At 53.9% G+C, this 20224-nt stretch carries 18 protein-coding genes; 7 read left to right on the forward strand and 11 right to left on the reverse strand.

Features of this window, described 5'->3' with window-relative positions; genetic code table 11:
* The first annotated feature begins 47 nt into the window (after positions 1–47).
* Positions 48–290 carry a hypothetical protein gene (locus FUA23_RS11800; protein ID WP_147930949.1) on the forward strand — a complete coding sequence of 81 codons (243 nt, stop codon included), beginning with the start codon at positions 48–50 and terminating at the stop codon, positions 288–290.
* On the opposite strand, the gene argH is transcribed toward FUA23_RS11800, so the two are convergent.
* From argH to rsfS, 4 genes are all read right to left on the reverse strand, one after another.
* Entirely contained in the window at positions 287–1630 is a 1344-nt protein-coding gene (gene argH / locus FUA23_RS11805) for an argininosuccinate lyase (RefSeq protein ID WP_147930950.1), read from the reverse strand. The genes FUA23_RS11800 and argH overlap by 4 nt on opposite strands.
* A 100-nt stretch (positions 1631–1730) precedes the next feature.
* A complete protein-coding gene (locus tag FUA23_RS11810) occupies positions 1731–2405 on the reverse strand; it encodes a nitroreductase family protein (protein ID WP_147930951.1) in 675 nt (224 codons plus the stop codon).
* A 169-nt stretch (positions 2406–2574) separates the two neighbouring features.
* The gene (gene ftsH, locus FUA23_RS11815) at positions 2575–4563 is read right to left on the reverse strand and encodes an ATP-dependent zinc metalloprotease FtsH (protein ID WP_147930952.1); all 1989 of its coding nucleotides are present in this window, start codon (positions 4561–4563) and stop codon (positions 2575–2577) included.
* A 92-nt stretch (positions 4564–4655) separates the two neighbouring features.
* Positions 4656–5048 (reverse strand): ribosome silencing factor, encoded by a 393-nt coding sequence (gene rsfS, locus FUA23_RS11820; protein ID WP_319923263.1) that lies wholly within the window; start codon positions 5046–5048, stop codon positions 4656–4658.
* A gap of 123 nt (positions 5049–5171) precedes the next feature.
* On the opposite strand from rsfS, the gene FUA23_RS11825 reads away from it, so the two are divergent.
* Positions 5172–5945, forward strand: coding sequence for a biotin--[acetyl-CoA-carboxylase] ligase (locus FUA23_RS11825; RefSeq protein WP_187270991.1), 774 nt, complete (start codon positions 5172–5174; stop codon positions 5943–5945).
* A gap of 14 nt (positions 5946–5959) precedes the next feature.
* Here FUA23_RS11825 and FUA23_RS11830 read toward each other — a convergent pair whose 3' ends face one another.
* Together FUA23_RS11830 and FUA23_RS11835 are read right to left on the reverse strand one after the other, a co-directional pair.
* Positions 5960–6169 (reverse strand): hypothetical protein, encoded by a 210-nt coding sequence (locus tag FUA23_RS11830; protein WP_147930955.1) that lies wholly within the window; start codon positions 6167–6169, stop codon positions 5960–5962.
* Between the two features lie 176 nt (positions 6170–6345).
* Entirely contained in the window at positions 6346–9129 is a 2784-nt protein-coding gene (locus tag FUA23_RS11835) for an alpha/beta hydrolase family protein (protein WP_147930956.1), read from the reverse strand.
* 473 nt (positions 9130–9602) lie between these two features.
* On the opposite strand from FUA23_RS11835, the gene FUA23_RS11840 reads away from it, so the two are divergent.
* From FUA23_RS11840 to FUA23_RS11855, 4 genes are all read left to right on the forward strand, one after another.
* The gene (locus FUA23_RS11840) at positions 9603–10121 is read left to right on the forward strand and encodes a hypothetical protein (protein ID WP_147930957.1); all 519 of its coding nucleotides are present in this window, start codon (positions 9603–9605) and stop codon (positions 10119–10121) included.
* A gap of 116 nt (positions 10122–10237) precedes the next feature.
* Positions 10238–11359 (forward strand): methylmalonyl-CoA mutase family protein, encoded by a 1122-nt coding sequence (locus FUA23_RS11845; protein ID WP_147930958.1) that lies wholly within the window; start codon positions 10238–10240, stop codon positions 11357–11359.
* A gap of 188 nt (positions 11360–11547) precedes the next feature.
* On the forward strand, positions 11548–12567 hold the full coding sequence (locus FUA23_RS11850) for an aldose epimerase family protein (RefSeq protein WP_147930959.1): 1020 nt from the start codon (positions 11548–11550) through the stop codon (positions 12565–12567).
* Positions 12560–13243 (forward strand): TIGR04283 family arsenosugar biosynthesis glycosyltransferase, encoded by a 684-nt coding sequence (locus FUA23_RS11855; protein ID WP_187270992.1) that lies wholly within the window; start codon positions 12560–12562, stop codon positions 13241–13243. Before FUA23_RS11850 ends, FUA23_RS11855 begins: the two co-directional genes overlap by 8 nt.
* A 5-nt stretch (positions 13244–13248) precedes the next feature.
* Here FUA23_RS11855 and FUA23_RS11860 read toward each other — a convergent pair whose 3' ends face one another.
* Positions 13249–13983, reverse strand: a complete 735-nt coding sequence (locus FUA23_RS11860) for a metallophosphoesterase (protein ID WP_187270993.1) — start codon at positions 13981–13983, stop codon at positions 13249–13251.
* A gap of 209 nt (positions 13984–14192) precedes the next feature.
* Between FUA23_RS11860 and FUA23_RS11865 the strand changes: the two genes are divergently transcribed.
* Positions 14193–15317 carry a hydroxymethylglutaryl-CoA reductase gene (locus tag FUA23_RS11865; protein WP_246144173.1) on the forward strand — a complete coding sequence of 375 codons (1125 nt, stop codon included), beginning with the start codon at positions 14193–14195 and terminating at the stop codon, positions 15315–15317.
* A gap of 16 nt (positions 15318–15333) precedes the next feature.
* Here FUA23_RS11865 and FUA23_RS11870 read toward each other — a convergent pair whose 3' ends face one another.
* From FUA23_RS11870 to FUA23_RS11885, 4 genes are all read right to left on the reverse strand, one after another.
* Complete coding sequence (locus tag FUA23_RS11870; protein WP_147930963.1) at positions 15334–16881, reverse strand: long-chain-fatty-acid--CoA ligase; 1548 nt, start codon at positions 16879–16881, stop codon at positions 15334–15336.
* 97 nt (positions 16882–16978) lie between these two features.
* A complete protein-coding gene (locus tag FUA23_RS11875; protein WP_147930964.1) occupies positions 16979–17575 on the reverse strand; it encodes a YdeI/OmpD-associated family protein in 597 nt (198 codons plus the stop codon).
* A gap of 69 nt (positions 17576–17644) precedes the next feature.
* Positions 17645–18682: an SPASM domain-containing protein gene (locus tag FUA23_RS11880; RefSeq protein ID WP_147930965.1), complete on the reverse strand. Its 1038-nt coding sequence runs from the start codon at positions 18680–18682 to the stop codon at positions 17645–17647.
* Positions 18683–18920: 238 nt separating this feature from the next.
* Entirely contained in the window at positions 18921–19892 is a 972-nt protein-coding gene (locus FUA23_RS11885) for a DUF3078 domain-containing protein (protein ID WP_187270994.1), read from the reverse strand.
* Positions 19893–20224: the final 332 nt, after the last annotated feature.

Here is a 20224-nt window from a genome sequence, read left to right on the forward strand (position 1 = left end):
CCTTCCTTATTAACTATTTCGATATCCGCCTGCCCTATTTCTACAATATGCCTCCAGCTGTTTTGCTGGGCATTTATGTAGCCGGTAAAATTGAAGCGCTGGGCTCGCTGCCGGTAGATGATCCGATGCTTTTCCTCCGTACGGTCTTTATGATCCTGCCGGCCGCAGCGGGTGGTGTCTATTTCTTTCGTCAGTTCCGGGCGAAGAACGACCTCTGTTTACGGGAGGGCGTATTTATCCTCGGGATGATTCAGTTTCTGACGTATCTGCTTCCTTCGTTTCTACGCTAAAGGCCCGCCAGTGTTGTGAGCGCATCGTCGGCCCGGCTGAAGTTGAAGCCCGCGAGTGCGTCGGATAGTTTCGTGCGGATCCGCTCATTCCCCAGGTTGCCCAAACTCCCCAGGTGAGTATGCTTCAAATCCGTCGGTGGAACAAAAGTTCCGTTTTCGATGTCGCGCCCAACCTGCATATAGGCGTCACGGAAGGGTACGCCTTCAAGCACGAGGTTATTGACGGCCTCGACGGAGTACAGGTAAGTATAGCGTGGATCGGTAGGTAGTTCCTGGGCGCGGACGCTGGTGCGGGGCAAGGCATAAAGAGCAATGTCCAGTCCGTCCTCCAGCTGGTCCAGGGCGGGGAAGATGGCTTCCTTCAGGAGTTGGAAGTCGCGGTGATAGCCCGAAGGAAGGTTGGTTGTAAGCTGGGCGATCTGGGCGGGGAGGCTCTGAAGGAGGTTGCACCGTCCGCGCAGCAGTTCGAACACGTCCGGGTTTTTCTTATGGGGCATGATGCTGGAGCCGGTGGTCAGTTCCCCGGGCAGTTGCAGGAAACCGAAGTTCTGGCTGGAGTACAGGCAGACGTCCATGGCCATTTTCCCGATCGTCTGGGCCAGCGAAGCAATGGCCATCGCCATCAGCAGCTCCGTTTTGCCGCGCCCCATCTGCGCGGCCACTACATTGACGACCGGTGCCCGGAAGCCGAGCAGTTCCGTCGTCCGGTCCCGGTTCAGCGGGAAGCTGGAACCATAGCCCGCGGCGGAGCCCAGCGGGTTCTGGTCCGTCACTTCGTAGACGCCCTGCCACATCCGGAGGTCATCCACCAGGGCTTCGGCGTAAGCGCCGAACCACAGGCCGAAGCTCGATACCATGGCGACCTGCAGGTGGGTGTAACCGGGGATGAGTTTGTCTTTATGTTCTTCGCTCAGGTTCGTCAGCGTCCGGCTGAGTTCGGCGGTGCGTTCCACGATACCCCGGATGCGGTGGCGGAAGTAGAGCCGCAGGTCGACCAGCACCTGGTCGTTGCGGCTGCGGCCGGAGTGGATTTTTTTACCGTCGTCTCCCAGTTCCCGAGTGAGTAGCAGCTCTACCTGGCTGTGGACGTCCTCGACACCATCCTCGATCACGAAGTTTCCGGCGACGGCCTCCTGGTACAGCGCCTTCATCTTTTCTTTGCACCTGCGTGCCGCGCCCGCATCGATCAGGCCTACTTCCTCCAGCATCGTTACGTGCGCCAGCGACCCCAGAATATCGAACGGGGCCAGTTCCAGGTCCAGCTCGCGGTCGCGCCCAACGGTGAAGTCAGCAATTTTTTGATCGAGGTCGTAGTCTTTTTCCCAGAGTTTGGTCGGCATGGCAGGAGGCTGTTATTAATGCAGTGCAATAGTTGCAGCGCGAAACTAAGATAATCGCCGCAACCGGTAAGCTCGCTTTCGTAATTTTCTACAATCGCTCCTATTCGTACCAGGCACTCATTTCTCCTAATTCCTTCCGTGAGATTACCGGTACCTGAGCGTCTTCAGCCGGGTATCCGACCGGAAGCAGAAGGAATGGCCGCTCATTATCCGGCCGCTCGAGCACTTTTTGCAGGAAGTTCATCGGGCTGGGCGTATGCGTCACCGTTACCAGTCCTGCGTTATGGATGGCGGAGATTAGCATGCCGCAGGCCAGGCCGACGGATTCGTTGACGTAGTAGTTTTTTTCTTTGTTCCCCTCCTCATCGAGATCGTATGCTTTCTTGAACGCAACGATGATGTAAGGGGCAGTCGTAAGAAAGTCTTTGTGCCAGTCGGTGCCGAATTTTTTCAGGTCTTCAAGCCAGTCGTCAGACATCCTGCCGTGGTAGTTTTCGTACTCTTCTTTTTCGGCTGCTTCGCGAATCTTAGCTTTTACGTCCGGATTGGTGACGACGCAGAAGTTCCAGGGCTGCTTATTTGCGCCACTGGGCGCAGTAGAGGCCGTTTTAATGATGAGTTCAATGACTTCCCGGTTTACCGGCCGATTACTGAACATCCGTACGGTGCGGCGGTCTTCGTGTTGTTCGTGAAATTCTTTAGCCCGGGCAAGCATTTCTGCGGGCGTGTATTCGGTATGGCGGAGGGGCTGAAAGCCCTGGTCGTGGTGAGGCATGGCGTAAAGATATTCGTTACAGCTAAGAAGTCATAGGAGTAAGAGCCTGTCTGAAATCAGCTTTTGAGGCGCAGGTAGTCCGTGCGCTGAATTTTGATGTACCACAACAAAAAACGGCCGTCAGGAGTAATTCCCAACGGCCGGTTCTGACAATCTGAAAACAGGAAAACTAATTCCCGCTGCCGTTAGGCGAAAGGTTATTGTCGATCACCCCGGGCATCTCTACCGGCGGAAGCTTATCTGCATCCGATGGGCGGGGACCGATGAGCCGGACGAGATCCTTGCTGCTGAGCACCTCTTTGTCGAGCAGTTCCTTTGCGAGTAACTCTACCTCGGCACGCTTCTCGGTCAGCAGGGCTTGTGCACGCTGGTACTGGATTTCGAGCATGTTTCGTACCCGGTTATCTATCAGGGTAGATGTCTCATCGGAGTAAGGGCGCTGGTAAGCGTCGCGTCCCATGCTGTAGAAGCTAACCTGGCCGACTTCCTCATCCATACCGTAAACGGTGATCATGTCGTAAGCCTGCTTGGTTACTTTGTCGAGATCGTTTTGGGCTCCGGTACTGATTTTTCCGAAGAATACCTGTTCGGCCGCGCGGCCACCAAAAGTCATACACATCATGTCGAGCATTTGCTCGGTACGAGTGATATACTGCTCTTTGGGGAGATACTGAGCGTAGCCGAGCGCCGCAACACCACGGGGAACGATGGTAACCTTCACCAGCGGGCTGGCGTGCTCCAGGAACCAACCACAGATAGCGTGGCCGGCTTCGTGGTAGGCAATGATCTCCTTTTCATCGGGGTTGATGAGCTTGTTCTTCTTCTCGAGTCCACCGATCACTTTGTCGAGGGCATAATTGAAGTCTTCGAGCGTTACACTGTCCTGATTGCGGCGTGCAGCAATAAGAGCAGCTTCGTTACAGATGTTGGCAATCTCCGCCCCGGCGAAGCCGGGGGTCATTTCCGCGAGGGTAAATGCATCTACCGTCACACCATCGGTCTTGATGGTTTTCAGGTGAACCTTGAAGATAGCCTCCCGTCCTTTCAGGTCAGGGCGATCGATACCGATCTGGCGGTCGAAACGTCCCGGACGAAGCAGGGCACTATCCAGAACATCAGGGCGGTTCGTCGCTGCCATCAGGATCACTCCTTTATCTGTGCTGAAACCATCCATCTCCACGAGGAGTTGGTTGAGGGTGTTCTCACGTTCGTCGTTACCCCCCTGCATGCCACCGCGGCCACGGGCGCGGCCGATGGCGTCGATCTCATCGATGAAGATGATACAAGGAGCCTTTTCGCGGGCCTGCTTGAAGAGGTCACGTACCCGGCTGGCACCAACTCCGACAAACATCTCTACAAAGTCCGATCCGGACATTGTAAAGAAAGGCACGCCAGCTTCGCCGGCTACCGCTTTTGCCAGGAGGGTCTTACCCGTTCCGGGAGGGCCTACCAGGAGTACACCTTTGGGGATTTTACCACCAAGAGCGGTGTATTTCTTCGGGTTTTTGAGGAAGTCAACGACTTCCATCACTTCTTCCTTGGCTTCGTCGAGACCAGCAACGTCGGCAAAGGTGATGTTCACCTTGCTGTTCTGATCGAAGAGCGTAGCCTTCGATTTCCCGATGTTGAAAAGCTGGCCGCCAGGCCCTCCTGCTCCTCCGCCCATACGGCGCATGAGGAAAACCCAGATCAAAATGATCAGACCGAAAGAAATGAGGTAAGGCATTGCTTCAGCCAGGATGTTGGTCCGACGAACTGAATTGACTTTAACCCGCTTTTCGAAGGGTATTTCGAGGTTGTCCTGAGCTTCTTTCAGGTAATCGCTGAAAACAGCTGGGTCGAGGACCGGTAGGATGTAGTCGTAACTGCCCCCCCCGAAGCCTCCGCTGGAGGCATCCTGGTAAGGGCCGGTTTCTCCCTTCTTGTCTTCAGCTATGTAAATCTCTGCCGAGCGGCCGTTGACGAGGTCAATTTTAGTAATTGCTCCTTCATCGTTCAGCATCTTATAAAGCCGCTCTTTGTCAATCTCGTGGCTGGTTCCGCTTCCAAGACTGGAAATCAGGAGCACCAGCAGCACCAGAGACATGAGGGCGTACATCCAGTAGCTTTGGAACTTAGGTCCACCGTCGGGCTTATTGTCTTTATTGTTATTACTCATGGTAAAAGGCTAACGCACAATTGCCCAATTCGTTGGGTCAATTAGTGCTGATTTCGCGTTGCGACTGCTATAGGCTGGGTAAGAAGATGGTCTCAGGCGTCGTAAGCCGTCACTTCGGCATCACTCCAGAGGTCTTCCAGCTCGTAGAAGGCGCGGGTTTCGGGGTAAAAAATATGTACTACCACATCGAAGTAATCGAGGCAGATCCAGTTGGCATGACGACCGCCGGTGGCGGTTTTAGGCAATTCGCCTTGCTCCTGCTTCAAACGTTTCTGAACGTTGTTGGCGATAGAGGAAACCTGGGTGGTAGACTCGCCTTCACAGACGAAAAAGAAGTCTGCCGGACGATCATGCAGTTTGCGTAGATCAAGGCGAACAATTTTTTTACCCTTGATGTCCCGGATGCTGTCCAGGATAAGCTCCAGCCGATCCTGAATCTCAGGAGAGATCGCAGCGGGAGCATTTGTTACGGAAGTATTCAGAATGGTATAGTTTTATTACTAAAGGTAGCAAATGTTGTACCCTTTTTCAACGGTTATAGTTGCGAATATGATCGAAAATGGCGAGGATTATCGACAAATTCCGACATTCGCCCGACATTGCTCCCTGTGAACACTAAGCTAATACCTAAAGTTGCCCGCCACTTCGAAGAGCTGGAAAGTACCAATAATGCGGTCATCAGGGCGCTGAACGCAGGTGAAGAGATCGTTAACGGCGCCGTTTTTATCTCTGATGCACAAACCGCCGGCAGGGGCCAGGGGACCAACCACTGGTTCGCCTCGCCGGGTGCCAATCTGACGCTGAGCATGGCTGCGTATCCTGACCATTTGTCGGTCAGCAGGTTGTTTGCCCTTAATCAACTGTCCGGTTTGGCGGTTGCGGATACGGTGAAAAAGTTTCTCCCGGAGGGGCTTGCGGCCGGCGTCCGGCTAAAGTGGCCGAACGATGTTTACGTCGGCCAGCAAAAAATTGCCGGCATTCTGGTTCAGAACGGGCTGCGCGGGAGCTCCGTCTCCTGGTCGGTTATTGGCATTGGCCTGAACGTGAACGAAAATAGTTTTCCGGAAAGCCTGCAGCAATCCGCTACGTCGCTTGCGCTGTTGACCGGGCACAATTTTAACCTGCAGGAAGTATTAGCCTTTTTGTTGGAGCGTCTTGCTGCTAACTACCAGCTCATCAGTCCTGACCTCCTGCGCGAGCTGAACGAACGCTACCACCAAGAACTCTACCGCCTCAACGTCCCTGCCCGCTACCAACTCACGGAGGGCGGAGAGAATTTCTTCGCCGTACTCCGTGGTGTGAACGAAGCTGGCCAGCTCCGGTTGGAGCTGGCGGAAGGCGGAGAGCGGGTGTTCTCGTTGCGGGAAGTCCGGTTCGTCTGATCGTCAGGCAAAGGCTACGTGGCGCGTTTGATCAGTGCGTAGTCGTCGTCCGTGTAAGGCCCGAATGTTGCTTCGTAGCGCTTGCGGACATCCAGATAGTAGCCAAACATACGCTGGTCTCCTTTCAGGGCGCTTTGGGTTATCGTTTGTCCGCGGGCTGGATCATGAATAGAATACTGTATCACACATTCGTCTTCTGGTTCAAGTTTTGGGAAACCGACCATGCGCAATTTTGTATTCAGGGAGACTATGACTTCCGAACCATCGAAGACGTCTCTTGCCAGATATAGCCCGTTTCCTGCAGGTTCACTTATGCGAACGATTGTTAAGATGTTTTTTTGCTCCATCCTTGATGCCTTTTTTTGAAACTTTCATTGCACCTGCGGCCGCGCCCTTCGTATTACTCCCGGAGCATTTTACCCCGCTGGATCGGAGGAACTCCATCCGCCATCCACGACGGCATCGGTTTTTTCATCAGGTAATGGTCGAAGAACTGAGCCATCCGGGTTTGGAAGTCGAAGCGGTTGGCGGTTTTGACCGGCCAGTGCGGCTCGCCCCGATAGTTGAGCATCCATGCGGGTTTGCCGAGGCGGCGCAGAGCGGTGAACCACTCGATGCCTTGTTCCCACGGTACCGCTCCGTCATTGTCGTTGTGGAGGATCAGCAGGGGGGTGTTGATCTTGTCGGTAGTGAAGATCGGGCTGTTTTCGTAGTAGCGCTGGAAGTGACTCCATGGCGTGCCGCCGATGCGGCTCTGGGTGTGCTCATACTGAAACTGCCGGCTGCGACCCGAGCCCCAGCGGATGCCGCCGTAGGCAGAGAACATATTGACTACCGGCGCGCCGGCCTCGATGGCGGCGAACAGATCGGTCTTCGTTGCCAGGTACGCAGCCTGGTAACCTCCCCAGCTGTGCCCCTGCATCCCGATGCGCTTTTTGTCGATAAAGCCTTCACTAAGCAAGCTCAGTACACCACTCATCACGCAATCGTAAGCGCTTTCGCCGGGGTAGCCAACACGATATATCACGTCCGGATTGAAGATCACGTAGCCCTTGCTGGCGTAGTGGCTGTAGTTGATACTGCTGCGTCCGGGCACCGGGGTGCGGTGGCGGTAGAGCCCCTCGCTGCTGCGCTCGTAGTAGTTGACGAGCAGGGCGTGTTCCATGCTTGGGTCAAACCCTTCGGGTTTGATCAGTATACCGCTCAGGCTGCGACCCTGAGGGTCGACCCAGTTGTATCGTTCAGCGGTGCCCCAGTAGAAATCTGCCTGCTGCGGGTTGGCGGTGGATAGCTGGGTGCCTTTGTCTTTCAGGTCGCTGGTGAGCCAGAGGTCGGGGAACTGCCGGAAGTCCGCTTCGCTGTAAACAAAGACATCCTTGTTGCGCGCTTTCATAAAGTCGCCGTAAGTTTTCGGGCCGTTACGGAGACTTGTGAAAGTGCCCGTTTGCAGATCGAGGAGGCCGTAGCCACCTTCGTAGGAGAGCTGGTTGAACGTACCGGCCAGTTGTACTTCAGCGGGGTCGATGAAACGGTTTTCCGGCTCAAGGTCTATCAGGGAATAACGGATGTTTTGTTCGCGGCCTTTCGTTAGCCTTTTCGCGGGTGTTTTGCCGGTGGGGTCGAGCTGCCAGAGGTCGTAGCGGTCGGCTACGAAAAATTTGTTGCCGCCCGTAAGCGTGCCTTCATAGCCGTAGCTGCGTGGGTGCATCGGCCGGTCGTTGATCTCGTCGTAGAAGGTGCCGGTTTCGTTGGTGGTCAGTACGTGGTGCCGGGCGGTAGCGGGGTCGAAGCTGTTCCAGGTTGTATCCGTCGGGTTGTACCAAATGAGGAAGTCGCCACCGTCTAGCCAGCGTGCGGGGGTGATTTCGCCATCGAGCATTGAGGTGCGTTTACCCGTTCGGAGGTCGATAATGGTGGTGTTGCGGGCACCGGGGCCGCCTTCCCACATGGTTTGTTTGGAGTAGGGGCGGTCGTCGTAAACCATCACGTAGTGGCCGGCACGGTCGTTGGCCTGGTAATCGTAGGGCAGATCGGGGGTGCCAAGCTGCAGGAAGTCACCCTTTTGGGTGCGATAAGCAGCAAGGTAGGTGCGTTTCTCTTCACGGCTGAGGCGGAGGTTTTCTTCGGTGTACATCCGGGCATCTTCGGTGGTCCAGATTTCTACATCGGCGATTTCTTCGTCGAGCAGGGTAGTGTCGCGATCGGGGCGGCGGGGTGTGGTGCCGAAGAAGAGGTATTCTCCGGATTCGCTGAAGCTCAGGTCGCGGTCGTCGGAGATGCGGTAGCTCTTGTCCAGCCACGCTTCGGGGTCGTCGGAGATGCGTTCTGCGGTTTTATCGTCGTCAGCCCAGTGATACAGAAAGAAAGGCTTCTGCTTGTCTTTGGCTTCTTTTTTAGAGGAGAGGAAGGCAACCTGTGTACCGTCATTACTGAGACTGATGTTGGTGTAGTCGCCTTCGTTTTTGCTTAGAGCGTCCCACACGAGTTCATCGGGGGATAGCCGGAGGATACCCGCTTCCCAGCTACTATCCTTTGCGGTTTGGTGAGCAACGATCACTGGTGCGTCGCGGGCAAACTCGTATGCTTTGACTCCTTCGAGATAAAAGCTGTCCTGATTGAAAAAGTCCCGGACGACAAGACGGTGAGCGTCCTTTTCTATGCCCTTCTGGAGGCTGTCAGGAAGTGCAGAAGCAGTAGTGTAGGCGTAGCGCCCACTCCAGCGTTCGCCGGTTTTGAAGCTGTAGACATTCGGGATGAGTAACGGCTCCGTATCTTCCAGGTTCCAGACCAGCAGGGTGTCCATGGCTTTTAGTTTGTCTTTCGCTTTCTTTTTTTCCGAAAGTTTGATGGCCTTTACGGCCTCCATTCCTGGTTTCAGCAGGCCGATGAGGTGCTTTCCGTCGTAACTGAGCCTGGCGCGGTGCAGGCGCTCAAAGCGACGTTCGGTCTTTGCCCGGGCATCATAAACTACCGCAGTTGGGTCGCCAAGGTCTTTTTCGAGGGTGTAAAGAACATGAGTGCCATCGGCGCTGATCTGTTCACTGCGAATTTGGTTCCACTGCTGCATGTCTTTTACCGTGATGGGCCTTTTCTGCCCTCCGGGAGATCGCTGCGCATGGAACTGGGCGCTGACGCAGGTGCAAAGAAGAAACAAAATGAGCAGGGTGGGGAGGGTACGTTGCATAGTAAGGTTATTGCATCGTAAACCTACGAAATGAATAAGAACTCACCGGAAGCCTTCATCCGTCAGGCGATTTCTTTTTGCTTCATGACTTGCCCCCACTCGCCAGTCGAATTCTTTTTTGCTTCATGTTCTCCTTGGGCAGTCTTCGTCTCATCGTGAGATTGTGGTCTTCTGGTTAAGATGCTACTGTTGTGGGCAAAAAAGTTCGCCTGTCGAGTTGGGTTGTCCTAATCTGTTGACTGAATCGCCTGATGGCTTTTGGTTCTGCCTGTCGAATGAGGTGAGGACTAAGCTCAGGCTCCGCCCATCTGGTTTTGCTGGTTGCGCTGATTTGCCCCCACTCGCCAGGCGAACTTTTTCGCTTTACGCTTATTAGGATTTCTGAGTGGCCAACCTTCGATTGCTACGGAGGGACTTATCCGGGCAGTTACCCTTACTGCCAAACTCAATCCAGTAAATATTACTTGTCCATTATGCTAAAATACCTTCCCCTTTTGTTGATATTCACGTTATTCTCAGCCTGCGAAGGCAATACCGCCGCCCGCAAGGCGGCACGGGGCGAAAATTTTGTGTCGGACCCGGATCATTTATACTTCAAAAACATTCGTGCCCGGCATTATGCCGGAGAGGAAGTTGCTCAGCGAGCTACGATTTTTCGCCACGATGCTCTCTTTATTTCTGACGCCAACCTCCGGCCGGTCCTGATTGACAACTGGCTGCAGGACCGGGCAATAATTCGTTTTGAATTGGCAAAAACCGATTCCGAATGGCAGTTGCAATCTGTGGTGGAGGGAGAAGGATCAGACGTGGAACTTTCCGTTCCTCCAACGAACGAAGAACTTAACGTACTTCGTGAATTGCTCCTTGGCAAGGGAGATCTCCTGCTTGTTTTACCTGGAGATACTCTGTCTGCTTTCCCCGAAGCTTCCGGCAGACAGGCTGCAAGGGAGGTGCTTAACGATTATTTGAGGATGGTAGGTTTTGAAGGTTAGCGGAAGTGGAGACACGAACAAACGATCTTTTACAGCGTATGGCCCGGTATGGGGTCAGACTTACAAAATCTGACTTCTTTTTTTCCTACTTTTAGCCTGTAATAAAAATCAAGCCCATGCCCACCGCAGCTTCTTCCACCGCACCACCCGCCACCGCCTCCTGGATCGCGGGGATGGAACCCGATCAATACGATGCCAACCTCGCTTCCGGCGTCCGGCTCGCACTGGATGGCCTGACGGGTGAGAACGGCAGTGCCCGTACCACAAGTTGGGATTTTGGGGCTTACGTCGGAACGGGAGAAAACGATGAAGTAAATACCTATGCCCGCGAGGAAGTAGCCAGCGGGGCTGAGGCCCTTCTCTTTCGACTCTACCAGCAACCCGGGATAGAAGACATCAGGCAGGTCCTGAAGGGCATTGATCTCAAGGCTGTTTCACTGCACTGTACCCTTCGCTACCCGGGGCAAGACCCCGCCGAGCTCTTTCGTGACCTCGTGCGCTACCTCCGTCAGGAAGGGATGGATCTGACGAGCATCTCCGGATCGGTAGATTTTGACCCGCTGCTGGATTGGTCCGAACCACCTTTCCCTCCGCTGATCCGCCTGCTGTTTTTCGTTTCGCGTTGGATGCCTGAGTTCTCCGTTCTTCAGGTCAATGCTGCAGGCTTCAACAACGGTGTTTCCGAGGCCGATACCGAACTTGCGCTTACTATGGCAAAAGGCGCCGAATACCTGCGGCAAATAAATGAACACAATTACCCGGTAGCTCTCGCCAATAAGCACCTGCAGTTTGCCTTTACCCTGGGAACCTCTTTCTACGGCGATGTGGCCAAGCTGCGCGCTTTCCGCGCGCTGTGGTCTCAGGTCCTCGAGGAGTTGGGGCTTGAAGATGCCCCACTGGCACAAATCGCAGCGCACACGGACATCACGATCATGACGGGAGACGCAGGGGAAAATAAGCTCGCGCTTCACCTCCAGGCCCTGGCTGCCGATCTCGGGGGCGCAGATATCTTCTTCCCCGCACCAGCTGAAGGGCCACAAAGAGAAGCCACTCCGGAAGGACGCGCTCAGGCCCGCGCTATCCCCAATGCTTTCGAACCCGAAGATAGCCTCTCCGATGCAGCATACGTTGATCATACTTACCTCGATGACCTCACCATTGCGCTGGTCAAGTCGGCCTGGACACGCTATAAGACCATCCAGGACCAGGGCGGGTTTGCCGAAGCCTCCGACTTTTAATTCTTCCTTTTATCCGTTGTCGCAGGAATTTTACGCTAGATGTCATTAGCGGTAAATCCGCCACGTCGGTAACCTGACGACTTTAACCCGGACGGAAGAAATCAGGACTTCAATCCTGTGTAAACACCCGCTGTGATCAGGTGTCCTACGAGCCACTGCACGTTAAATCTGCACCGAATAAGCAAAATATGCCTACAATTTCCGACAAAGCCTGGAGCCACCAGGCCAAACAATTTACGCTCACCAACGCCCGGGGAAATACCGTAAAGCTTACGGATTATGGCGCTACTGTAACCTCCATTGTTATCGATGGCAAAGAAATGGTTTTGGGCTTCGATGACATACAGGGCTACCTCGGCGAACAACCCTACTTCGGAGCCACCATAGGGCGGTACGGAAACCGGATCGCTAAAGGGCAATTCACACTGGATGGAGAAACCTTTCAACTTCCCGTCAATAATGGCCCTAATTGTTTGCATGGAGGAATAGTTGCTTTCGATAAAAAAATCTGGAAAAGTGAGTTCTCCACCAACGACAACGAAGCTTCAGTTGCTTTTTCGTTAGAGAGCGAAGACGGGGACGAGGGCTTTCCCGGCAAACTGAGTACCGAAGTCGTTTTCGTCTGGACGAACAACAATGAACTGAAAATCCAATACCAGGCGGTTACGACGAAACCTACCGTCGTTAACCTCACCAATCACTCCTATTTCAACATTAGTGATGCCCCTACGATAGAAGGGCTGGAACTGGAACTGAAAGCAGCGCAGTACGTCCCGGTCGACGACGCGTCTATTCCCCTCGGACACCTCGAACCGGTAACGGGTTCACCGTTCGATTTTACCACCGCGAAGCCGGTGGGCCAGGACCTCCGGGCCAATCATCCGCAAATAGAGATCGCCAACGGCTACGACCATACCTGGGTGATCGACGGACATTCGGGAGAACTCCGGGAGTTCGCGCTGCTAACCGATCCGGTAAGCGGACGTAAACTGCGCGCTTTTACGACCGAACCAGGGGTTCAGGTTTTTACCGCAAACTTCGCTGAAGGGCAGTTCAAAGAAAGAAACGGCAGGCCGGTCCTGCCCTACGGTGCCATTTGCATGGAGACGCAGCATTTCCCCGACTCTCCCAACCAGCCAAACTTTCCTTCAACGGTGCTGCGGCCGGGCGAGGTATACTCCAGTGCTACTGTCTACCGCTTTGAATAGTTGGTGTTCGGTCATAATCCCGACACTGAACGAGGAGCGACACCTGCCCGATACGCTACGTCGTTTGCCGCTCGAGGAGGTTGAGGTGGTGATTTCCGACGGGGGGAGTTCCGATAATACGCGGCAGATCGCCCGCTCCTTCGGAGCGATTGTGGTTGTCTCCCCACCGGGGAGAGCCCGGCAACTTAATACCGGTGCAAGAGCAGCTTCCGGGCAATGGTTCTACTTTTTGCACGCAGATACAACGCCACCCCAAAACCTTTCACTGCACCTGCGCGCCGCCGCCCAAATCGGTTTGCCTGCCCGTTTTGCGGTTCGTTTTGATCGTGAAGATGAAAACAGGTGGCTGGCTTTGTTCGGGCGTATGAGCAAGTATGATGTCAGCGTCTTTCGCTTCGGAGACCAATCCCTTTTTTTGAGCCGTGAGCAGTTTCAATCGAGTGGAGGTTACCGGGAAGACCATGAGTTGATGGAAGGACATGAACTGGCGCGACGAATCGAAAAATCCGCAGGAGGATTTCGGGTAATGAACGGGGCCGTAACGACCTCTTCCCGGCGCTATCTCAGGTACGGAGTGGTGTTCACACAGTTGGTTTTTGTCCTGATCGTGGCACTCTATTACAGCGGTATTCCCCAGCGCAGGCTGGTGGAGATCTATAAGTGGGCGTTTTCATAGCAAGCTTATACAACGTAGCTTGGTGTTGACCGAAACGAGCCATCTTCCATCCACTCGAGCATCAGATAAGCGGGGGGGAGCATCTCCTGCTGAAAAGCGGTGTTGTCGGGATTAATAAAGAAACTGGTTGGCGGGCAAAGATGAACCTCCAGGTTTTTCCACCTCACGGTACGCCCGGAGTGGAAATGGCCGCAAAAAACCTTGCGTGGCCGACGATCAGTGGTTAAAAGCTTAATCAGGTCATTAGTTTGCTTTAGTGGGTAGGTGTTGTCCATAAAGGTTACTCCCATCGGAACCGGAGGGTGGTGAAGAACTACACTGGCGTCGGGAGAGTTCTGAAGGGCGCGGCCAAGCCATTCGATCTGATTACTATCGACTTTTCCCATAGATGAATCCAGGAAAAGGAAATCCTGGTCTTTGACCCGAACCAGCCCCCGGATCGGGTCCTGATTATGGCCTCCGAGGAAAAAAGCGTTGCGCAGCATCACCCGATCATCGTGGTTGCCGGGAGTAAGGTAATAGGGAACGCCCAGGGGGTCCAGCCGGGCTCGAAGCATATGAAATATTTCCTGTTTGGGCTCAGCCGCGCAGAAGTCACCAGTAAGGAAAATCGCGTCAGGTTCGCGCTTCATTAGGTGCGCAAGCACCTTGTCTAACCGGGCGTTGACATCCAGCCCCATCAGCAGTTCGCCGATAGGTAGCAGGTGCAGGTCCGTGATTTGAGCTATTTTTACGTGCACGATCAAGGGGGTATCGAACGCTAAAGGTAGGGGTTAAGAAACTTAATCCAAACCACTTGCAATCAGATAAATTGTTTTTGGGCGCGGACGCAGGATGCAATGAATTAGGATTAAAGAGCATGGTTGGTTCATATGCTCAACACCGTAGCCCTTAACGTCGTTTCATCATTTACATTATTCTTTTATTCATGCCATTACCTCCTACCGCTTTGTCTTTACTTAAAGGTGACACTTCCCTTCACAACTTAGACCTCCCTGAACTCGAAGGGCGCACCGCTCTCCCTACCGGGGAAGACCTGCGGGGGAACATCGAGAACTACATCGGCATGGCCCGTGTCCCCGTCGGGCTGGCAGGCCCGCTGTTGATCAGCGGCGAGGAAGCCTGCGGTGAAGTGATGGTGCCCCTTGCCACCACCGAAGGAGCGCTGGTTGCTTCTTACTCCAGAGGCATGAAAGCAATCACCAGCGCGGGTGGTGCCGTAGTACGGGTATTAGAAACAGGAGTTCAGCGCGCTCCTTACTTCAAGCTGGAGGACCTGCCAGCGGCCGGCAGATTTGTTGCCTGGGTACTGGCTCACCTCGAGGATTTTGCTGATATCACTTCGAAGACTTCCCGCTACGCCAGGTTCAAAAAGGTTAAGCCAATTCTGGAAGGTAACAGTGTTACTCTCGTTTTCGAGTTTTTTACCGGAGATGCTGCCGGGCAAAACATGGTGACGATCTGCACGGATCAAATCTGTCGTCATGTCATCGATGCATGTGGAGAAGTCATACAGGAATTCTACATCGAATCGAATGCATCGGGAGATAAAAAGGCCAATCACCAGAGCTTCCAAAGCGTCCGTGGCCGTAAGGTCTCCATCGAAGTGACCTTGCCCCGCTCCGTGGTAGGAAAGGTGCTCAAGTCAACTCCGGAGAACATGGAGCGCTTCGGTCGGGCCGCGGCTTACGGATCTTTGAAGACCGGCACACTGGGGGTTCAGGCGCACTGCGCCAACGGCCTGGCTGCACTGTTCATTGCTTGCGGACAAGACGCTGCTTGCGTTGCCGAAGCCGCTGTGGGCATCGTCCGGATGGAGGTAGACACAAACGGAGACCTCTACGTAGCGGGTACGTTTCCTAACCTCATCGTCGGTTCGGTCGGTGGCGGTACCCGGCTGGGTACCCAGCGCGAATGTCTCGAGATAATAGGTTGCTACGGTGCCGGCAAGGCTAACCGGCTTGCAGAAATCACCGCCGGCGTTTGCCTGGCGGGCGAGCTCTCTATCCTTGCGGCACTCGCCGAAGGACACTTCGTGCAGGCGCACGCCTCGCTGGGCAGACGTAAGGACTAAACCGTTGCCGACAGTTTTACATCTTCCGGAGCTCTTTCTTGAGAATTTTTCCCGTTGCACTCTGAGGCAATTCGGTCAGGAATTCTACCACGCGGGGGTATTTGTACGCTGCGATGCGTTCCTTGGTCCATTCGCGAAGGGCTTCGGAGGAAACCTCCTGGCCTGGTTTGAGTACCACGCAGGCTTTGACTTCTTCTCCGTACTGATCGTCGGGTATACCAATTACGGCGACCATCGAAACGGCTTCGTGCTTCATCATAACGTCCTCCACTTCGCGGGGGTAAACGTTTAGCCCGCCACGGATGATCATATCTTTGGTACGGTCCACTACGTAGAAGAAGCCTTCTTCGTCTTTCGTCCCGACATCGCCGGAATGCAGCCAGCCGTTTCTGATCGTTTTCACGTTCGCTTCCGGCTTGTTGTAGTACCCTTTTGTTACGTTATGACCACGGTAGATGATTTCACCTTTCTCTCCGTTGGGGACTTCCTTGCCGTCTTCGTCCACAATTTTTACCTCAACTCCCCAGACGGGTTTGCCAATCGAGCCCGGCTTCCTGCCTGATTCAATCTGGTTGAAGGTTACAACCGGGGAGCCTTCCGACATGCCGTAGCCCTCCAGAATTTCGACATTGAACCGTGCTTCAAAATCTTCCAGCACTTTTACGGGTAAAGATGCTCCTCCGGAGAGGCACATTTTCAGGGTGTCGGATATGCCTCCGATGTCTACCTTGTCGCCCTGATAATTGAGCAGCCCCCAGTACATCGTCGGGACGCCGGCAAAGAAGGTTACTTTATGCTTCTCCATCAGTTCAAGCACGACTTCGGCATCGAAACGGGGCAACAATACGTTGGTGGTGGCCCGGTACACCCCCGCGTTCATCATCACGGTCATCGCGAAAATGTGGAAGAGAGGGAGTACAATCAAAAGAGTGTCCTCTGAGGTCGGCTTGAACAGATCGGCCGAGACTATTGCGTTCAGCGCAAGGTTGCTGTGGGTAAGTTCGGCTCCTTTGGGCTGACCGGTGGTACCGGAGGTGTAGATGATTACTGCGGTGTCTTCGGCTGAGGTAGCGACGGTCTCGGCGACGGGCGATTGCCCGTTCATGAGCATGCCCAATGTTTTCAGGTCGGGGATCGGAGATGGATCGGTTGGCTTTGCCGTAATGACATAAAGGTCTTTACAACTGTCGGTAGCCACAAAACCGGCGTGCCCTTCCTCTAGCATCGGCAGGCCCGGTGCCCCCAGGAAACAGAAGTAAGCTTTTGCGTCAGAGTCCTGGAGGTGGTAAGCCACTTCGTCTTGCTTCAGCAATACGCTGAGCGGAACCACGATACCTCCGGCTTTCAGGATGCCGAAGTAGACCATCGGGAAGTAAGGCACGTTGAGGCAACTCAACGCGATCTTGTCGCCCGGTTCTATACCGTTAGCAATAAGGCCATTCGCAATTTGATTGGCGGCACCGTTTACCTGCGCGTACGAGAGGTGGGTGTCCTGGAAGATAAAGGCATCTTTAGCGGGATGTCTTCTCGCACTGTCTTCGAGGAAGGATGAAAGGTTTAGCATGATCTTATCTTTAAGAACTCAACGTAAGGTCCGACCAATATATGCAACGCCAGCTCAGGAACGAAGTAGTTTTGACGCATCACTACTCAACGATGGCTCATTTCCGGTATTTATCGCTTAGTCCACTCCCTTCCCGGATGTGCTCGATCACTTTTTGCAGCCGTCGTGCTTTGGTGACTTCCCGTTTCGCGTCGTTGATGGATTCGCAAAACTCCCTTTGCTTGTAGGGCGTGAAACCGGAGTAGAGCTGCTCAAGTTCCGGATCGTTCCGGAATGCTTCCAGCAGTGCCGGGGGGAGCTCTGCCTCCGGAGCCTTAACTGGTGCCAGTTCTAATCCCTCTTTTTGGTTTTGGATGGCCTCGGTGAGGAAGCCCCGCAGCAGCTCTGGGTCCACTTCTTCCTGACTGGCGAAGCGGAGTTGCCGCTGACTTACCGTTTTCCCGGGGCTGGCGTTTACGAGTATTCCGTCGGGGTCAGACAAAAGCGCTCCCTGCCCGAACCAGACACCGAGGTAGGCTTTGGCGTAAAACAGACTGGCTACGTTCTTTTTGCCATAGCCGTAAACGGGGATGTTCCATTTTATACTTTCCTCAAGGTCAAAACTGAGAAGGACTTCGCGCATTGCCGTAAGGCCCGCCCGATAATGATCGGGGGCGTTCGCCAGGTAATCTTCAGGGGAGCTGGGTTTGTACATTCGCCTTTGGGTTGAAGCGGCCTTTGGGCTTTCAGGAAAGTGCCGGGGCCGGCATATTCCTCAATTTACCTAAACCTCGGCACCCAGCCAAACTTCGCATCCTTCGGTACAATTCTGACAGATGTCGATTTCCGAGCGGCCTTTGAGCAATTTGGTCCGGAAATCATCGTAAGCAGCTCCTTCCCATACCTGATCCAACGATTCTGTCTTCACATCGCCAAGGCGGTGGGTGACATCTTTATCGAAACAGCAGGGCGCCACGAGACCATCCCAGGTGATGACGCAGGAGTGCCAGAGTTTCCAGCAGTGGTTCTGCATCTTGTTTTTCTGGCCATAGGTCCCATCCTTCTTTTTATAGTAGCGGGAATACTTCTCATTAGAGGGCATGAGTGGGTTGCCATGCTCGTAATCGTAGAGCTGAGCGGTTTTGAACTTCACCTCGTCGATGCCGATTTCATCGGCCAGGCGGACGACGTCGCCCATCTGGTGCTCGTTTGGCTTCACGACCAGAAACTGAAAGATAAGATGGGGAGTAGTGGAGTTGAGTTCTTTTTTCCACTTCACCAGGTTACGGGCGCCCTGAAGGACAGATTCCAGTTTGCCCTCTTTGCGGTACTGCTCGTACACTTCCTGGGTCGTGCCGTCTACGGAAATAATGAGCCGGTCCAGCCCGCTCTCGATGGTGCGTTTGGCGTTGGCGTCGTTAAGGAAGTGTCCGTTGGTAGAGGTAATGGTATAAACGCCGCGGTCGGAAGCGTCTTTTACCATATCCAGAAAGTTGGGGTTGATGTAGGGCTCGCCCTGAAAGTAAAAGATAAGGTAGATAAGGCGATCGGCGATTTCATCCATGGTGCGGCGGAAGAAGTCTGCCTTCAGGTTGCCGGTGGGGCGGGTGAATTCACGCAGCCCGCTCGGGCATTCCGGGCACCTCAGATTGCAGGCGGTTGTGGGCTCAAAAGAGACGGTGAAGGGCTTGCCCCATACCTGCGGTTTCTGCAGCCAGCGCGTGGCGTAGTAGCTGGCAACTACTTTTAACGCATTCCCGACCCTGCGGGGCGTTTGTTTGCGCAGAAAATTGAAGAGGTCGTTTGGGTATATTTTTGCCATTTGTGCAAAGATAGCAAGGAGGAAATGGAGTGCACAGGTTCAGTGTGTGATTACCGTCATTTTCAGGCGCGAACGCGGGTGCAAGGCACGTATTCAGGGCAGGCCCGTTACCGCAAAAAAGATGGCGATGAGGAAGTAATTCCTCATCGCCATTCGTTTAATCCAACAAATTTTGCACCTGCGTGAGCGCCTGCTCTTTATCGGAGGTCGGGCATCAGCTGTGCGTCAGTAGTTGGGTTTAGAAACCGTAAGTCAGGCCAAGAGCCGTGTAAGTCTGGAGACCGTCGGGGTACTCGAAACCAGCTTTGCGAACACCTACGGTGAAACCGAGTCCAACACCTTTCCAGAGGTCAGCGACGTTGAAAGAGTTGATCCATGTGTACTCGAACAGGCCTTCTTCGCTGGTCTGCTCAACGTTGTTTTCGTCCAGGTAAGAAATAACGGTCTTGTCGTTGCTGTAAGGCAAGAATACACCAAGGTTAGAAGACCAGGATACACCGCCGGGGAGTTCGAGAGCGTAGGTGGCTTTCACTTTAGCGCCAAGAGCAGACTGGCTGTCTACACCGTCGAAACCAGAAAAAGCGAAGTGGTAAGTGATAGGATGAGCAACTACCACCAGGTTAGGGATGGAAGACGGCGTCCAGGTTGCACCAATACCGAAGTCTGCAGTACCAGGGCTAAGGAAATTGAACACAGAAGTGTTGAGGTCGACTAAAGCCGTCGCCGCGAGATCCTCAGAGAAACGAAGACCGTAAAGAGAGGAGGCGATCAGTACGTCTCCGTTACGGTTCTCAAGGAAGCCACCGCCTTCGATGTCGTCCTTGGTGTCGTTGTCGAGTCCCTGCCAGCTTACGTTGGTCGTCAGGGTATTGCGCCAGTAAGTCTTTTCCTTGATGTTGTTGGCAAAAGCGTTGATGCCTACGGTAAGGGTAGAAGATGAACTGTTGCGGTTAGCGTTGGCCTGCCAGTTGCTGGAGTTGTTGAAGTTAAGCCCCAGAAGTCCGTTGAGCCCGGTCTGCCAGCCAGAAAGCAATTCGATTTTCTTTCCCAGAGCAGAGATGTCGCCGTTGAAAGAGTTTGCTTCAGCAAGCTTTTCGTTCTGCTTGGCAACAAGTTCTGCTTTTTGCGCTTTGAGTTCCTCAAGCGTCTGCGCCTGTACGGCTCCGGTAGCGAATACCATGAAAAGAATAAAAGAGAATAGATTCTTCATATAAGTAAGAATTGATTGATTTGAATTTTGATGACGACAGGTAACGACCACGTACGTTACTGTCCGGCCTTTTGGACGTAGTTTCATCAGAAGGTCACGCCTCTCGGCAGCACAAATGTGCAACGTTTTTCATTTATCAGGAAAGGACGAACGCCGTAACCCTCTCCGGGCACTAAGATCAATACACCTATTCGGTTGACGGAGAGGGAGAGTAGTGGCACTCCGGCTTTCCGGTTCTTCTTCTCTGGCCACAGCGTGCCAGGGGCACAACTTACTGACAAGGAGGCCGAAAGAGCAGGTGCGTATAACCCCGCCGGAACGAGCCTGAATAT

The organism is Neolewinella aurantiaca, assembly GCF_008014675.1.
Taxonomy (GTDB): domain Bacteria; phylum Bacteroidota; class Bacteroidia; order Chitinophagales; family Saprospiraceae; genus Neolewinella; species Neolewinella aurantiaca.

What these genes read in the sequence shown, in the direction of transcription:
- FUA23_RS11835 (WP_147930956.1), bottom strand. Translation starts at nt 9,129, where the DNA reads ATGCAACGTACCCTCCCCACCCTGCTCATTTTGTTTCTTCTTTGCACC.
- argH (WP_147930950.1), bottom strand. Translation starts at nt 1,630, where the DNA reads ATGCCGACCAAACTCTGGGAAAAAGACTACGACCTCGATCAAAAAATT.
- FUA23_RS11885 (WP_187270994.1), bottom strand. Translation starts at nt 19,892, where the DNA reads ATGAAGAATCTATTCTCTTTTATTCTTTTCATGGTATTCGCTACCGGA.
- FUA23_RS11800 (WP_147930949.1), top strand. Translation starts at nt 48, where the DNA reads ATGCCTCCAGCTGTTTTGCTGGGCATTTATGTAGCCGGTAAAATTGAA.
- FUA23_RS11810 (WP_147930951.1), bottom strand. Translation starts at nt 2,405, where the DNA reads ATGCCTCACCACGACCAGGGCTTTCAGCCCCTCCGCCATACCGAATAC.
- FUA23_RS11870 (WP_147930963.1), bottom strand. Translation starts at nt 16,881, where the DNA reads ATGCTAAACCTTTCATCCTTCCTCGAAGACAGTGCGAGAAGACATCCC.
- FUA23_RS11845 (WP_147930958.1), top strand. Translation starts at nt 10,238, where the DNA reads ATGCCCACCGCAGCTTCTTCCACCGCACCACCCGCCACCGCCTCCTGG.
- FUA23_RS11840 (WP_147930957.1), top strand. Translation starts at nt 9,603, where the DNA reads ATGCTAAAATACCTTCCCCTTTTGTTGATATTCACGTTATTCTCAGCC.
- ftsH (WP_147930952.1), bottom strand. Translation starts at nt 4,563, where the DNA reads ATGAGTAATAACAATAAAGACAATAAGCCCGACGGTGGACCTAAGTTC.
- FUA23_RS11830 (WP_147930955.1), bottom strand. Translation starts at nt 6,169, where the DNA reads ATGGTCGGTTTCCCAAAACTTGAACCAGAAGACGAATGTGTGATACAG.
- FUA23_RS11880 (WP_147930965.1), bottom strand. Translation starts at nt 18,682, where the DNA reads ATGGCAAAAATATACCCAAACGACCTCTTCAATTTTCTGCGCAAACAA.
- FUA23_RS11875 (WP_147930964.1), bottom strand. Translation starts at nt 17,575, where the DNA reads ATGTACAAACCCAGCTCCCCTGAAGATTACCTGGCGAACGCCCCCGAT.
- FUA23_RS11850 (WP_147930959.1), top strand. Translation starts at nt 11,548, where the DNA reads ATGCCTACAATTTCCGACAAAGCCTGGAGCCACCAGGCCAAACAATTT.